The organism is Streptococcus halichoeri, assembly GCF_009870755.1.
Taxonomy (GTDB): domain Bacteria; phylum Bacillota; class Bacilli; order Lactobacillales; family Streptococcaceae; genus Streptococcus; species Streptococcus halichoeri.
This window is the reverse complement of sequence record NZ_WLZU01000001.1, coordinates 74,249-88,812: the sequence shown is the minus strand read 5'-3', so window position 1 is coordinate 88,812 and position 14,564 is coordinate 74,249. Positions and strand designations below refer to the sequence as shown.

Genomic DNA, 14,564 nt, shown 5'->3' with positions numbered 1-14,564 from the left:
GAGAAAGCCAAAGCCCCTCCTATTAACGAAAATCACAATCTACCTCGTGGTCATTAACAAAGCCTGCTGCCTCTAAAAAAGCGTAAACCGTTGTTGGTCCGACAAAGGCAAAACCTCGCTTTTTCAAATCTTTAGCTAATTGCTGTGAGAGTTGTGTTTGAGCGGGAACAGGGTGTTGCGCATCAACACGATTCATTATGACTTCACCACCGACAAACTCCCAGAGATAGTTTGCAAAACTGCCCCTTTCTTGTTGAATGATCCGCACCGCTTTGGCGTTGGTAATAGTGGCTTGTAGCTTTTGCTTATGGCGGATAATCTGTGGATTCTCTAAAGCGTTAGCCAAGTCCTGCGCTCCCATTTGCCCCACACTGGCAATCTCATAGTTATGAAACACCTGACGAAAGGCTTGCCGTTTTTTCAAAACCGTCGCCCAAGATAGACCCGCCTGATAGGTCTCTAAACACAACAGCTCAAATAAAGCACGATCATCTGTCAAGGGCTTGCCCCACTCCAAGTCATGATAAGCTTCATATTGGTGATTGCCTTTTGGTACCCAGGAACATCGCTTCATCGTTTTTGCCACCTAAGCTTTCATCAGCATCTTGAGGGCTGATTTTATGTACTGCTCAGCCGTCTGCGTTTCCGTTCCCGCAAAGAACGTCCGTATTTTCTTGAGCTCATTTGCTTTATAGCCCAGCGCTAAGAGGGCTTCCATCGCCTCATCCAGATTGTGATTGTCTGATTGCTGGGCTGCTTTAGCTTGCGCTTCGTTTTCTGTCAAGTCTGTAAACTTACCAGCCAAGTCGAGAATCATCTGCTGGGCCGTTTTCTTACCAATCTTAGGAAACTTCATCAAGTATTTAATGTCACTATTGTCAATTGCGGCCACCAAGCCCTCATTATCATCAACGGCCACTATTGCTAACGCTGTCGTTGGTCCAATCCCAGAGACAGAGATTAAGTTTAAAAAGACAGCCTTTTCATCTTCCGTATGAAAGCCAAATAGTAAATGGGCATCTTCACGGATGACTTGGTGCAAATAAACTGTCACGTCTTGGTTGACACTATTTGTAAAACTATAGGGATTGGCTACATAGATAATATAGCCCAGGCCCCTCGCTTCAACAACAATATATTTGGCAGTGATCTTGGTCAATTGTCCTTTAATATAATCAAACATGTTTTGTTCCCTCTTGTTTCATCTGAGCAGCCTTGACAATGGTTGACATACCTGTAAAGGCAATTGCAATAAAAAGCAGCTGTACTCCCAATCTCCCTCCAAAATGACTAATGGATACTAATAAACCAGCAAGGATAGACCCAATGGGATTAGCCATTGAGACAAATCCTGTATAAGAACCAATTTTTTCTTGATTCATCATTTCGGCACGTAACACCTGACTAGCTGGAACATTAATCATTTCTCCTAACGTAAAAATTAAAACGGCAATCCAAATTGGCAAAAGGTGATCAAAGGAAAAGGTTAAGAGCATGCCCAACGAAAAGATAGCTGAGCCAACGACGAGTTGTGGTAATAAAGACCACTTTTCTGTCAATTTATTAACCGAAGTCATAAAAACGACAATTAGTATCGTATTTGTAAACACCATAATAGAAAGCATCTTAGCACTACTAATCGTCTGACCAAAAAGGACCTGTGTGTGAAAATGGAGCTTTAAATGTACCGGAACATAGTTGTCCATTTGCATCCAAATCGAAGCAAACAAACTTGAACCCAGTGTGTACCAAATAAAGGCCCGATCACTAAGGACCGAACGATAATTAGCAAAAGTTGCTAAAATTCCTGAGCCATGTTCAAAATGATGACTAGCTGGCTTAGTCTCTTGAAAGTACAGATAAGCAACGCCTAAGCAGATCAGTGAAACCACAAACAAGGCCAGCAATAATTCAAAGAAATACCGATCATAAAACAAACCAGCAAGACCTGCTCCAAACATGACTGCAATGTTAATAAACCAATAATTAAGAGTATAAACATAGCGACGATTGCTTGCATCAGTAAGGTCAATCAGCATGGCTTCATAAGCTGGCGCATAAAAGCTAGACGCAAATTCAACCAGTAAAATACCAATAAGCGTGAGACCAGGAAGGGTGTGCCCAGGATAATTCGCAAGGATGGTACAAAGCCAGCCGCCGGTTGCTCCAAAGGAGCCCACGATAATGACCCATTTGCGACCAATAGCATCTGACAAATGGCCACCATAGAGTGTCCCTAAAAACCCCACTAAACTGGTCAGCATCATGACGATTCCTGTCCAAAAGGTACCAAAATAGTGAGTATAATACATAGCCATAAACGGAAAGACACTACTACCTAAAGTAATGGTAACAAACCGAACCAGTTGCCGCAGTTTGATTTGTTTTGGTAATGCTAGAAATTCTCCCATAGTTACCTCTCTAATATTTGCCAAGCTCTCTTAGACTCGTATGATTTTCCTGTATCCGCCTAAACATCTTTTCCATATCTGAGTTGGTAAAATGAATCAAGACAGGGCGTCCATGTGGGCAATTATAAGGATTTTGGCACTGCGCTAGCTCTTGCAACAAACGCCTAGCAGAATAATCATCCAAAGTATGATTAGCTTTGATGGAACGCTTGCAAGACATCATAATGGCCAATTCAGCCCGGTAACGCTTCACAGAAACCTCATTTGTAAGCAACAACATATCACACATTTCATAGATGCCGGATTCAATTTCACTCTCTGCCATCCAAATCGGATGCTCCCTTAAAATAAAGGTATTATGCCCATAGGGTTCTAAAAAAATACCAACTTGTTCCAGCATAGCTTGCTTTTCTTGCAAATTAATAAAGTCAGCACCAGAAAATTCAAAGAGGTAAGGTACTAATAATTGCTGCAAGCTACTATCAACATCACCAATTTTCTCGCGATAGTATTCGTATTTAACCCGCTCTTGGGCAGCATGCTGATCAATGATAAAAAGGCCATCTTTGCCTTGTGCAAATAGGTAGGTCCCATGCATTTGGCCAAAGTAATCAATTTCCGGGAAAGTCGAGGCTTGTTCTTCTTCTAAACGATGCAAAAGGCGATCAATTTTCCCCTTACTTTCACCCTGTAAACTAGGGTGGTCACCATGGTCTGCATCGTCTGGTGCTAGGCGGCTAGCGTGCTTGATGCGCACTTGACCTTGGTCAACACTATGCTCTTCTCCCATATTAGGTAAGCTTGGTTCATAAGGCTCAGTGCTTTTTTCTGTGTGATTAACAGCATAAGCTGGCGATGATTGTTCCGTAACGGTTTGAGGTTGAAACAAGCTAGCAAAATCAAAGTTATCTCTTTCAGGGCTTGACGGCAGTGTAAAGCTTGTTTGCTCGGGCTTATTTGATGACTTAATACTTGATTTGGCCAAATTTTCTAAAGCATCAGGAATTAAATCCTGCTCCCGTAAGCTCTCAGCAATTGCTTGACTAATAAGCGCCATCAATTCCTTCTCTTTAGAGATCCGCACCTCTTGTTTAGTAGGGTGGACATTGACATCCGCTAAGTACGGATCAATCTTAATGGCAATGACCACAATGGGAAAACGGCCCACCATTAGCTTAGAACCATAGCCATCAAGAATGGCCCGATTAAGTAAGAAATTCTTGATGTAGCGGCCATTGACTAAGAGAGAAATATAATTGCGATTAGCCCTGGTCAATTCAGGTAAACTGATATAGCCACTGACTTCAAAGTCCAAATCAGTTTGTGAAATTGCAATCATCTTCTTAACTGTCTGTAAACCATAGATACCAGCAATTGCCTGGCGCAGATCCCCTGTTCCTTGCGTCTTTGTCATCTGCTTGCCATCACTTATCAAGGTAAAGGAAATCTCCGGATGCCCTAAACTAAGGCGGTTAACAATATCCACTATATGAGCCAGCTCAGCCTGTAGGCTTTTCATGTATTTCAAACGGGCTGGGGTATTAAAAAAGAGACTTTCAACAGTGACTTTAGTACCCACAGGTGTAGAACATGGTTCTAAGGTCTCAATCTTTCCGCCTTTAGCCACTAACCGGGCACCGTGCGATGAGGTTTTTGTTGCTGTTTCAATCGTCAGGTAACTGATGGAGGCAATAGAAGGTAAGGCCTCGCCCCGAAAACCTAACGTCCGAATGCGAAATAGGTCCGCTTGGTTTTTAATTTTACTGGTGGCGTGCCGAAGCAAGCTAAGGGGTAAGTCTTCTTCAGACATCCCAGAACCATTATCACTAATTTTTATTTTCTTTAAGCCAGATTCTTCAATTTCAATGCTAATTTGCGTGCTATTGGCGTCAATGGCGTTTTCTACCAATTCTTTGACAACACTACTTGGTCTTTCAACGACCTCACCAGCAGCAATTTGGTTGGCGAGAACTTCTGGCAATTCGGTTATTTTTGACATATCTTTTCCTCGCTTTTCATATTGTTTATTATAGCATAAAACACTAGTCACTTAGGTGTGTAACTAGTGTTTAGCAATTAGAGCTTTTGTTTGAGTGAGATAAGGGCTGCCATTGCTTCTAATGGAGTCATATTGAGTGGGTCTAACTGAGCTAGTTCTTGAACCAAGCTCTCTCTTACTGCTGATTCCTCTGTAAATAAAGAGAGCTGTTGGCTTGCTGGCTGTGCCTCTACCAGCGCAGAGTCTTCTGCTTCTGGGTGTAAAATAGCATGTGATTGGTCCTCGAGATGACTCAAAATGGTATCAGCACGCTGCAACAAGGAAGCAGGCAGACCGGCAATCTTTGCGACATGAATCCCATAAGATTTATCGGCTGGTCCCTGACTGATCTTATGCAAGAAGGTCACGTCGCCGTCTTTTTCAAGGGTGGTAACATGGACGTTTTCTAGATGTTTGAGTTTTCTTGACAGCTCTGTCAACTCATGATAGTGAGTGGCAAAAAGAGTTTTTGCTCCCACATAATCATGGATGTATTCAATAATAGATTGCGCTAGGGCCATCCCGTCGTAAGTCGCGGTCCCACGGCCCAACTCGTCAAAGAGAATTAAGGAATGCTTACTTGCGCGCTGGATGGCATGATTAGCCTCCATCATTTCCACCATAAAAGTTGACTGGCCAGAGATAAGGTCATCTGCTGCACCAATCCGTGTAAAGATAGCGTCAAATATTGGCATTTTAACCTGATCAGCTGCTACATAGGATCCCATTTGCGCCATGATAACTGTCAAGGCTAGTTGACGCATATAAGTGGATTTACCACTCATATTAGGCCCTGTAATCAGTTGGATGGTCTTACCTGCTTGTAAATCAATGCTGTTAGGAATGTACTCTTGCGTCCCCATAACCTTTTCTACAACAGCATGACGCCCGTTTTCAACAATAATATCTCGTGTACTATTAAAAATTGGACGCACATAATGATTATTTTCAGCTACAGTTGCCAGACTTTGCAAAACGTCAATCGTTGCAATGGCCTTGGCCAAGGCTTGCAAGCGTCCAATATAAGCTTCCACTTGACTACGAATACGCAAGAAAATATCATATTCTAGATTGGCCGATTCTTCTCGCGCCTCTAGCATCTGCCCTTCAATTTTGGCTAACTCAGTGGTGCCATAGCGCTCCGAATTTTTCAGCGTTGCTTTTCGAAAGAAATGCTCAGGTACTAAATCCAGGTGAGAGTTAGTGACATGGAAATAGTAACCATCTTTTCGATTATAGTCAATCTTGAGGTTGTTAATCCCTGATGCTTCGCGCTCTCTAGCTTCTAAATCTGCAATCCAGCTCGTCCCTTCTTTCATGACAAGCCTGTAATGGTCCAGGCGCTCATCAAAGCCGGTCTTAATGATGTCCCCTTCGCTAATCGTTGCCGGAGCATCCGGGTTAATCGCCGAGCTCAACAAATGCGCCAACTCTGGCAAAGGATCTAAGTCCTTGACAAGCTTGTCAAGGTGTTTACTCCGAAAACTCTGTAAAATTGATTTTATCGTTGGAATCTTGCTAAGCGTCTGGGCAAGCTGTAAGAGATCTTTGGGATTAACCTTGCCAAACGAAACCCGGCTGGTCAAGCGTTCAATATCATAGACACCTTTTAAACTATCACTCAAATCCACCCGCTCAATAAAGGCATCTAAAAAGACTTGTATAATATTTTGCCGCTCAAGAATTTGCTCATGGTGAAGGAGGGGCCGGTCTATCCAAGCTTTGAGCAGACGCATCCCCATAGCTGTTTTAGTTTCATCTAACAGCCAGTATAGACTGCCATGCTTTTTGCCTGTTCGCGCATTCGCTACTAGATCAAGGCTGTTTTTCGTGGCATAAGACATCTGCAAGTAATCTTTTACCTCGTAATGCACCGCCTTTTGTAAATGGCTAAGCTCGCGCATTTGTGTTTTATGAACATAGCTTAACAAGCGTTTACTTGCTTGCACCTCAATTGTCGTTAAGGTATCCACAATTAAATCTGTTTCATCAATGAGGTCTGTTTCATAAGAAAGTAGCCACTGATATTGCTTTACACAGCGCTCCTCCTCTTCTGCTGACAGAGAAAACCCTAAAACAACTTCTTTGGCCTGCAGATTCAATATTTCACTGCAGACACTAGCAAAACTATCTAGATTAGTAACAAAAAATTCTCCTGTTGCCAAATCCATATAAGCTAAGCCATAATCTTGCCCCATAAAATCCACCGCAACTAAGAAATTATTAGCAGTGTTTGGTATGGCAGAATCCACCACCGTTCCTGGGGTAATCACTTGGACAACTTCGCGTTTGACAACACCGACAGCTTGTTTTGGGTCTTCCATCTGCTCGGCAATGGCCACTTTATGGCCCATTTCCACTAAAATATCAATGTATTGCTGGGCTGAATGATGGGGTACTCCCGCCATTGGAATAGGATTCTCAGCATTTTTATTGCGGCTGGTTAGTCCTATTTCTAAAATTTGCGCTGCCTTGACAGCATCATCATAAAATAATTCGTAAAAGTCACCCATCCTAAAGAGTAAAAAGGCATCGGGATAATTTTCTTTGATTGCCAAATACTGTTGCATTCCAGGAGAGATCGTCGTTTTTGTCATGTCAAAACTCCTTATTTAACTCTTCTTCAATCATCTGTGTGATATGGTGTAACAAGTCACTGGCATCTTGCATTTTAGCACGGTAAGCTTCGACAAGAGGGTGCTAATCTAGTTCTCTTGCCAGCGACTGGGCTCTTTGTAAGGACTGCTCAGCAGCAAGATCTTTTGCAATATGAGTGAAGATGATCCCATCTTGTTGCTTCACCTTCATCTCATAAGCTTTCTTTGACAGAGCTGGTAGTTGATCCAGTTCTTGCTTGGCCGCATGATAAGCAAGAATACTTGGATGCTGCTTTAGCCTTGTGATTAAGTGTGCTAAAGCTAGCTCATAGTCACTCATAGGCCCGCCGCCAAATCTTGCTCATATTGCCTCGCAATAGCTTCATTACGGCAAATAATGAGCAGGGTGTCTGCGCCAGCAATTGTACCCAAAATATCCTCAATGCCATCATTATCAATCAGATTGGCCAAAACATCTGCCTCACCAAGGTTGGTATGTAAAACCAGCATAAAGCCTGCTCGATTAACGCTCAAGATATAAAAACGAACATCCGGACTAAAAGGTGTGGTCATTGGCTCTGCCAAACTATAATACAGCTTTCCCAGTTCATCTCTTAATTTTAGCAGACCTAATTCTCTTAGATCTCGTGATAAGGTAGCTTGGGTTACAAGCACCCCTTCTGCTTGCAGATGCTTTTTGATTTCTTCTTGGGTGCCAATGCGCTGTGCTTGAATGATGCGTTTGATATGTTGCTGCCGCTCGATTTTATTCATTATCTTTATCCCCGACTGTATAATTATCCTATTGGATTATATCAAAAAAATAGTATTTTAGCATTATTCTTCTGTCTTTTTTTCAAAGCAAGGCTAGCTAAAGGTTGATTTAAAAACCTTATTTCTTGCTTTTTAGTTTTGCCTTTTACCTATCTCCTAAAAGAGCAGCCGCTGTTTTTCTCATTTCCCTTTGGACCAGATGATCTCCTTATTTTTAGTATATTTTTTCATTGGGCCACTCGTATTATTTCCATAGTTGTGTTAAAATGAGATGACAAACTATTTTAGGAGAAACAAGATGGATACTAAAACACTGATTGCAAGTGAAATAGCAAAAGTTGTTCCCGAGTTGGATCAAGAAGCTATTTTAAACTTGATTGAAAAGCCCAAAAATTCTGATATGGGAGACCTCGCCTTCCCTGCTTTTAGCCTGGCAAAAGTATTACGTAAAGCTCCTCAAATGATTGCTAGCGAGATAGCAGAAAAGATTGATGCTAGCTCATTTGAAAAAGTGGTGGCAACCGGTCCTTATGTCAACTTCTTCCTAGATAAAAAAGCCATCTCTAAAGATGTGCTACATGCCGTGCTTTCTACAAAGGCTGATTACGGACAACAACACATTGGCGATGGGCAAAACATCACACTAGACATGTCCAGCCCTAATATCGCTAAGCCCTTCTCTGTTGGTCACCTGCGCTCGACAGTTATTGGGGATGCCATTGCTAACCTTTACCAAAAATTGGGCTACACGCTCTTTCGTATCAATCACCTGGGTGACTGGGGCAAGCAGTTTGGTATGCTCATCGTTGCCTACAAGCTTTGGGGCGACCAAAAGGCCGTGGAAGCTGATCCTATCGCTGAACTCCTCAAATTATACGTGCGCATCAATGCTGAAGCTGAAGAAAAGCCTGAATTAGACGATGAAGCCCGCATGTGGTTCAAAAAACTAGAAGATGGTGACCAAGAAGCCTGGGACCTCTGGAAATGGTTCCGCGATGAGAGCCTTGTCGAATTCAATCGCATCTACGACAAACTCAATATTAGCTTTGACCATTATCACGGTGAGGCTTTCTACAATGACAAAATGGATGAAGGCCTTGCTATTCTTGAAGCCAAACATCTCTTGAAGGATTCCAAAGGGGCTAAGATTGTTGACCTCGAAAAATATGATTTACCACCTGCTTTGATTAAAAAATCTGACGGTGCCACGCTCTATATTACCCGTGATATGGCCACAGCCATGTACCGGCAAAAAACCTTTCATTTTGTGAAAAATATCTATGTGGTTGGTCAAGAACAATCCAACCACTTCAAGCAACTCAAAGCTGTGCTAAAAGAAATGGGCTTTGACTGGTCAGACGACATGATTCATGTGTCCTTTGGTCTTGTTACTAAAAATAAGAAAAAATTATCAACCCGTAAAGGCAACATCATTCTTTTAGAACCTACACTTGATGAAGCGGTATCGCGCGCGCTATCCCAAATTGAAGCTAAAAATCCCGAGCTCGCCAACAAAGAAGAGGTGGCTAAACAAGTCGGGATTGGTGCGATTAAATTCTACGATCTCAAGACTGACCGCGATAATGGCTATGACTTTGACTTAGAAGCCATGGTTTCCTTTGAAGGGGAGACTGGTCCTTACGTCCAATACGCTTACGCTCGGATTCAGTCCATTCTTCGCAAAGCTCAGTTCTCGCCTGATAGCAGCGCTAGCTATTCTCTAAATGATGCTGAAAGCTGGGAAATTATCAAGTTGCTACAAGATTTTGCTCGCCATATCGAGCGTGCGGCTGAGAAGTACGACCCTTCAATCATTGCAAAATATGCAATTCAATTGGCTCAGGCCTTTAACAAATACTATGCACATACGCGCATTCTTGAGGAAGATCCTGAACGTCAAAGTCGCCTTGCACTGTCTTATGCGACCGGTGTGGTCTTAAAGGAAGCACTTCGCCTGCTTGGTGTAGAAGCACCAGAAAAAATGTAACCTCAGTGAAGTCAAAATCCGACAGATTGAAGAAAAGGGCGATTCGGTCACTTTTCTTCAATCTTTTTTGGTGTAATATACAAAACCCCTAGCAGTGCTTGTAAATGTAGCATAGCTAGGGGTTTTATCACGAATAATCTCTTTGTTACGATTAGACTGACTTATCATAATTTTTGCGGCGAATCTTGAAATCCGAACTGATAACCTCATCCACATCCACAATGGAAATAAAGGCATCTGGATCTAAGTCCGCCAAAATTCGTTTCACATCTCGTACCTCATTGGGACTGAGCGTAACATACATGACATTATATTCATTACCAGAGTAGGCGCCCTCGCCCTTAAGGAAGGTGACCCCTCGGTTGATTTCGGTGAGAATAGCTTGCGCAGCCGCCCGAGAATGCTTGGTTATGATAATCATGCCCCGAATCGTATAACCGCCATTTTGCACCACTGTTAACACTTGACTAAAAACAAAACTGGCAACCAAGGTATAAAGCATATGCTTTAAATCAACATAGGACAAGGAAGCAAACAAAACAATAGCATCAATAAAAAGAAGCGTTTGTCCTAATTTCAAACCACATTTTTCTTCGGCAATACGGCCAATAATATCTGTTCCTCCTGTAGTTGCCCCATAGCGAAAGACAATGCCACTCCCAATTCCGGCACAAAGTCCAGCCATCACCCCGACCAACATCATATCATCTTGCAAACCAAGCTGCAAAGGAACTTTTTGCCATAGCCACATGAAAACAGAAACCATCAAGGTGCCATAGATGGTCATGACTAGCGGCCGACGGCCAAGGACACGTGCGCCAATGATAAATAAGGGAATATTTAAAATCAAGGAAGAATAAGCCGGATTGATGCCCAGCAGCGCGTGAATAATCAAGGTTATCCCTGCTACACCACCTTCGGCCAAGTGATTTGCCATATTAAAATTAACAAAACCAAAAGCATAAATCGCAACCCCTAAGGTAATTAAGCATAGGTCTCTAAATTTAGAAACAATTCCTTCAATCGTCATTGGTTCACTCCTTATCTTATTTTCATAAAAAACTAGTTGCCTCATAAAAGACAAACTAGTTTATTTTTTTCGTTTTTTCTGCTTAGGAACAAAATAGTCAGGCTGGTTGAATTCATCCACATCAAAAATAGAAATAAAAGCCTGAGGATCAACCGTATTAATCAACTGGCGGACATCGCGCACATCACGCCGGCTAAGAGCAACGTAAATTACTTTTTTTACATTGCCCGAGTAGGCGCCCTCACCATTTAAATAAGTAACCCCCAAACCGAGCTGACGCATAATAAAATCTGCTATCAAGTCTGCCTGATCCGAAATAATAATGGTTCCACGGACAGTATAGCCACCATTTTGCACCAAATGAACAATCTGCCCATACATGAAGCTCGCGATTAGTGCATACATCATCTGTGGAAGGGAAATATAAGTCAAGGAAATAACCATGACAAACAGATCAATTCCTAGCAAGGCCTGATTGAGTTGTAAGCCAAAACGATTTTCAATAAATTTGGCAATAATATCCGCTCCGCCTATCGTACCACCATGACGAAAAACCAGACCGCCACCTAAGCCACCTAAAATCCCGGCCATAAGTGAAACTACCAAGTTATCATGATCTAAATCAATTGCCAAAGGGAACTGTTGAAAAACCCAAACAAATAAATACATGGCTATAATTCCAATTACAGTATACATGGTTGAGCGTTTCCCAAAGAAGCGACTACCTAAAAAAACAAGTGGCAAGTTAATGAGATAACCAGTAATGGTCGGATTGATATTAAACAAGGCCTTACCTACCAAGGTCAGACCAGCCAAGCCATTGGCAGCAATCTTATTAGCCATGTAAAAATAGACAAAAGCAAAGGCATAGACCGCAGAGCCTAACACAATTAACCCCATGTTTTTCAGGTTTAAGGTTTTACCAGTCTGCATTAAGCTCCCTTCTACAACTAGTCATCTTCAATAAATTTTCCAATTATCCGCACATTTTCAGCAATAGAGACAAAGGCCTTTGGATCAACCTTCATCATCAAAGCTTTAAAATCATTATATTCCTCATGGGTCAAAATTGTAATAAGGATAAATTTTTCATGATGGTTGTAAGTGCCTTCTGCATTATTAATACAGGTAACACCTCGATTGAGACGATGATGAATTGCCGAAATAACTTTCTCAGGAACTTCAGTCACAATCATAGCCTGCATCTTCTTTTGCTTAGTGAAAATGGCATCTGTCACACGACTCGAAACAAAGATAGAAACCATTGAATAAAGAGCATACTGCCAGCCAAAAAGAATGCCAGCAAAAACCAAAATTAAGCCATTCACCACAAAAGAAATACTACCAACATCCCGGCCTGTTTTTTGCCTAAGGGTCAAACTGACAATGTCGGTACCCCCACTTGAAATGCGTGATTTCAAGCCAAGACCAATCCCTAGTCCCATGACCAAACCGCCAAAAATGGCATTAATCAATGGGTCTTGGGTCAACGTTACTGCTGGCATGATCTGAATAAAAAGCGAGCTCATCGTAACAGTGATGAAGGTAAAAATAGTAAACTTATGGCCAATACGATACCAAGCAAGCAGCATTAAGGGAATATTAATCACATAGTAAGCCAGGGCAACCGGTATCATAAATCCTCCCAAATGCTTACTCAACGCTGAGATGACTTGGGCAAGTCCTGTTGCCCCACTAGCATAGACGTGGCCAGGCTGAAAGAAAAAGTTGACCGCAATACTGGATAATATCCCATATAGTAAAGAAGCAGAAATTTTTTCGGCATACTTTTCTTTAGAAATACTTCGTAAAGCATGAAGTAAACCAATCTTTTTTGCCCCACGACTAATGACATATTTAACTTGCTTATTGATTGGTGTTTTTTTATAGTGTCTAACTTGCTTATTCATGACTTTCTATTTGGAGACTAAGTTCCTCCAATTGGGCTTTTGAAACAGGGCTAGGTGCTTGTGTCATTGGATCACTAGCTTTATTATTTTTAGGAAAGGCAATCACTTCGCGGATATTATCTTTACCAGCTAAAAGCATGACGAATCGATCAAGACCAATGGCCAGGCCACCATGAGGTGGGAAACCATAATCCATTGCTTCAAGCAAGAAGCCAAATTGTTCTTTAGCAGCCTCAGCTGTAAATCCAAGAGCCTCAAACATCTGCTCTTGCATCGCTTTTTGATTAATCCGTAGGCTACCACCACCAAGTTCATAACCATTCAAAACAATATCATAAGCAACCGCACGAACCTTGGCTAAATCACCTCCAAGATCCTGGGCAGTTTCTTTTGTTGGCAAGGTGAAGGGATGATGGGCAGCCATATAGCGGCCTTCTTCCTCAGACCATTCAAACATTGGCCAATCAACCACCCAGAGGAAGTTGAACAGCCCCTGATCAATTAAATCAAGCTCTTTAGCAATCCGACTACGAAGAGCCCCAAGAGCTTCGTTAGCAATTTCCAAGCGGTCAGCCACAAATAATACCAAATCATTGTTTTCAAGCTGTAAAGCCTCTGTCAAGTAAAGTTCAATACTTGTCAAGAATTTAGCAACGGGTCCTGAAAGGCTACCATCACTATATTTAGCCCAAGCTAATCCTTTAGCTCCATACTGTTTCGCAACTTCAGTTAAGTTATCAATGGCTTTGCGAGAATAATGATCTGCCTTATTTTTAACCACAATTGCTTTTACAGCAGGAGCTTCTGAAAACACTTTAAAGTCAACTTTCTTGACAATTTCTGTCAAGTCATGTAAAAGCATTGCATAGCGGGTATCTGGTTTATCTGAGCCATAGTAATTCATAGCATCATCATACGCCATCCGTGGGAAAGGCAGCGTTACTTCAATTCCCTTAGTTTCTTTCATAACACGGGCAATCATACCCTCTACAATATCTTGAATTTCTTGCTCGCTCAAAAAAGAGGTTTCTAAGTCAACTTGTGTAAACTCAGGTTGACGATCTCCACGCAAATCTTCGTCCCGGAAGCATTTTACAATCTGGTAATAGCGATCAAAACCCGCATTCATCAGCAATTGCTTAGTAATCTGTGGACTTTGAGGCAGTGCATAGAAATGACCTTGACTCACCCGACTTGGAACCAAATAGTCACGCGCCCCTTCAGGAGTTGATTTCGTCAACATAGGTGTCTCAACATCAATAAAGGCTAACTCATCTAAATAGTTACGAATAGAATGGGTGATTTGCGCCCGTAGTTTGAAATTTTCAAACATCTCAGGCCGCCGTAAATCAAGATAACGATAACGCATACGTGTGTCGTCATTAGCTTCAATACCATCTTTAATTTCAAACGGTGTTGTCTTTGACGTGTTGAGAACAATCAAACTTTCTACTTTCAGTTCCACTGTTCCCGTTGACAAGTGCTCATTGGCCTGTTCGCGTGGAGCAACCTTACCACTCACTTCAATGACAAATTCGCTGCGCAGGCTCTCAGCGACCCTCATCACTTCAGGAGTTACTTCTTCTGGATTAATAACAAGTTGCATGATACCTTCGCGATCTCGTAGGTCAATAAAAATAAGTCCACCTAAATCACGCCGACGGCCAACCCAGCCTTTTAAGGTCAGTTCTTGTCCGATATGCTCTTTGCGCACACGTCCTGCATACATACTTCGTTTCATTCCTGATCTCCAATACATTTTAGTTCCTACTCATTATAACAAAAAGCCCTTAAAAACCCCACCCATTTAGGTAGAG

The 14,564-nt window shown here is 42.0% G+C and carries 12 protein-coding genes; 1 reads left to right on the top strand and 11 read right to left on the bottom strand.

The window, feature by feature from the left end:
• Window positions 1-22 precede the first annotated feature (22 nt).
• The 7 genes from GWD08_RS00410 to argR form a co-directional block, all read right to left on the bottom strand.
• Window positions 23-574, bottom strand: a complete 552-nt coding sequence (locus tag GWD08_RS00410; protein WP_159563868.1) for a DNA-3-methyladenine glycosylase I — start codon at window positions 572-574, stop codon at window positions 23-25.
• A 12-nt stretch (window positions 575-586) separates the two neighbouring features.
• Window positions 587-1,183: a Holliday junction branch migration protein RuvA gene (gene ruvA, locus GWD08_RS00405; protein ID WP_159563867.1), complete on the bottom strand. Its 597-nt coding sequence runs from the start codon at window positions 1,181-1,183 to the stop codon at window positions 587-589.
• A complete protein-coding gene (locus GWD08_RS00400) occupies window positions 1,176-2,411 on the bottom strand; it encodes an MDR family MFS transporter (RefSeq protein ID WP_159563866.1) in 1,236 nt (411 codons plus the stop codon). Before GWD08_RS00400 ends, ruvA begins: the two co-directional genes overlap by 8 nt.
• A 10-nt stretch (window positions 2,412-2,421) precedes the next feature.
• On the bottom strand, window positions 2,422-4,410 hold the full coding sequence (gene mutL / locus GWD08_RS00395) for a DNA mismatch repair endonuclease MutL (protein WP_159548324.1): 1,989 nt from the start codon (window positions 4,408-4,410) through the stop codon (window positions 2,422-2,424).
• 77 nt (window positions 4,411-4,487) lie between these two features.
• Window positions 4,488-7,046, bottom strand: coding sequence for a DNA mismatch repair protein MutS (gene mutS / locus GWD08_RS00390; protein ID WP_159548321.1), 2,559 nt, complete (start codon window positions 7,044-7,046; stop codon window positions 4,488-4,490).
• Between the two features lie 103 nt (window positions 7,047-7,149).
• On the bottom strand, window positions 7,150-7,386 hold the full coding sequence (locus tag GWD08_RS00385) for a hypothetical protein (protein ID WP_231700367.1): 237 nt from the start codon (window positions 7,384-7,386) through the stop codon (window positions 7,150-7,152).
• On the bottom strand, window positions 7,383-7,820 hold the full coding sequence (gene argR, locus GWD08_RS00380) for an arginine repressor (RefSeq protein WP_159548318.1): 438 nt from the start codon (window positions 7,818-7,820) through the stop codon (window positions 7,383-7,385). The genes GWD08_RS00385 and argR overlap by 4 nt, the downstream gene beginning before the upstream one ends.
• A 298-nt stretch (window positions 7,821-8,118) precedes the next feature.
• On the opposite strand from argR, the gene argS reads away from it, so the two are divergent.
• On the top strand, window positions 8,119-9,807 hold the full coding sequence (gene argS / locus GWD08_RS00375; protein ID WP_159545848.1) for an arginine--tRNA ligase: 1,689 nt from the start codon (window positions 8,119-8,121) through the stop codon (window positions 9,805-9,807).
• 151 nt (window positions 9,808-9,958) lie between these two features.
• On the opposite strand, the gene GWD08_RS00370 is transcribed toward argS, so the two are convergent.
• Genes GWD08_RS00370 through aspS form a run of 4 tightly spaced genes read right to left on the bottom strand, consistent with a single transcriptional unit; the run spans window position 9,959 to window position 14,488 of the window.
• Window positions 9,959-10,837, bottom strand: a complete 879-nt coding sequence (locus GWD08_RS00370; RefSeq protein WP_159548315.1) for a YitT family protein — start codon at window positions 10,835-10,837, stop codon at window positions 9,959-9,961.
• 60 nt (window positions 10,838-10,897) lie between these two features.
• Window positions 10,898-11,770 carry a YitT family protein gene (locus tag GWD08_RS00365; RefSeq protein ID WP_159548312.1) on the bottom strand — a complete coding sequence of 291 codons (873 nt, stop codon included), beginning with the start codon at window positions 11,768-11,770 and terminating at the stop codon, window positions 10,898-10,900.
• A gap of 17 nt (window positions 11,771-11,787) precedes the next feature.
• The gene (locus GWD08_RS00360) at window positions 11,788-12,747 is read right to left on the bottom strand and encodes a YitT family protein (protein ID WP_159545842.1); all 960 of its coding nucleotides are present in this window, start codon (window positions 12,745-12,747) and stop codon (window positions 11,788-11,790) included.
• Window positions 12,740-14,488: an aspartate--tRNA ligase gene (aspS, locus tag GWD08_RS00355; RefSeq protein WP_159548309.1), complete on the bottom strand. Its 1,749-nt coding sequence runs from the start codon at window positions 14,486-14,488 to the stop codon at window positions 12,740-12,742. Before aspS ends, GWD08_RS00360 begins: the two co-directional genes overlap by 8 nt.
• Window positions 14,489-14,564: the final 76 nt, after the last annotated feature.

What these genes read in the sequence shown, in the direction of transcription:
- GWD08_RS00410 (WP_159563868.1), bottom strand. Translation starts at nt 574, where the DNA reads ATGAAGCGATGTTCCTGGGTACCAAAAGGCAATCACCAATATGAAGCT.
- ruvA (WP_159563867.1), bottom strand. Translation starts at nt 1,183, where the DNA reads ATGTTTGATTATATTAAAGGACAATTGACCAAGATCACTGCCAAATAT.
- GWD08_RS00400 (WP_159563866.1), bottom strand. Translation starts at nt 2,411, where the DNA reads ATGGGAGAATTTCTAGCATTACCAAAACAAATCAAACTGCGGCAACTG.
- mutL (WP_159548324.1), bottom strand. Translation starts at nt 4,410, where the DNA reads ATGTCAAAAATAACCGAATTGCCAGAAGTTCTCGCCAACCAAATTGCT.
- mutS (WP_159548321.1), bottom strand. Translation starts at nt 7,046, where the DNA reads ATGACAAAAACGACGATCTCTCCTGGAATGCAACAGTATTTGGCAATC.
- GWD08_RS00385 (WP_231700367.1), bottom strand. Translation starts at nt 7,386, where the DNA reads ATGAGTGACTATGAGCTAGCTTTAGCACACTTAATCACAAGGCTAAAG.
- argR (WP_159548318.1), bottom strand. Translation starts at nt 7,820, where the DNA reads ATGAATAAAATCGAGCGGCAGCAACATATCAAACGCATCATTCAAGCA.
- argS (WP_159545848.1), top strand. Translation starts at nt 8,119, where the DNA reads ATGGATACTAAAACACTGATTGCAAGTGAAATAGCAAAAGTTGTTCCC.
- GWD08_RS00370 (WP_159548315.1), bottom strand. Translation starts at nt 10,837, where the DNA reads ATGACGATTGAAGGAATTGTTTCTAAATTTAGAGACCTATGCTTAATT.
- GWD08_RS00365 (WP_159548312.1), bottom strand. Translation starts at nt 11,770, where the DNA reads ATGCAGACTGGTAAAACCTTAAACCTGAAAAACATGGGGTTAATTGTG.
- GWD08_RS00360 (WP_159545842.1), bottom strand. Translation starts at nt 12,747, where the DNA reads ATGAATAAGCAAGTTAGACACTATAAAAAAACACCAATCAATAAGCAA.
- aspS (WP_159548309.1), bottom strand. Translation starts at nt 14,488, where the DNA reads ATGAAACGAAGTATGTATGCAGGACGTGTGCGCAAAGAGCATATCGGA.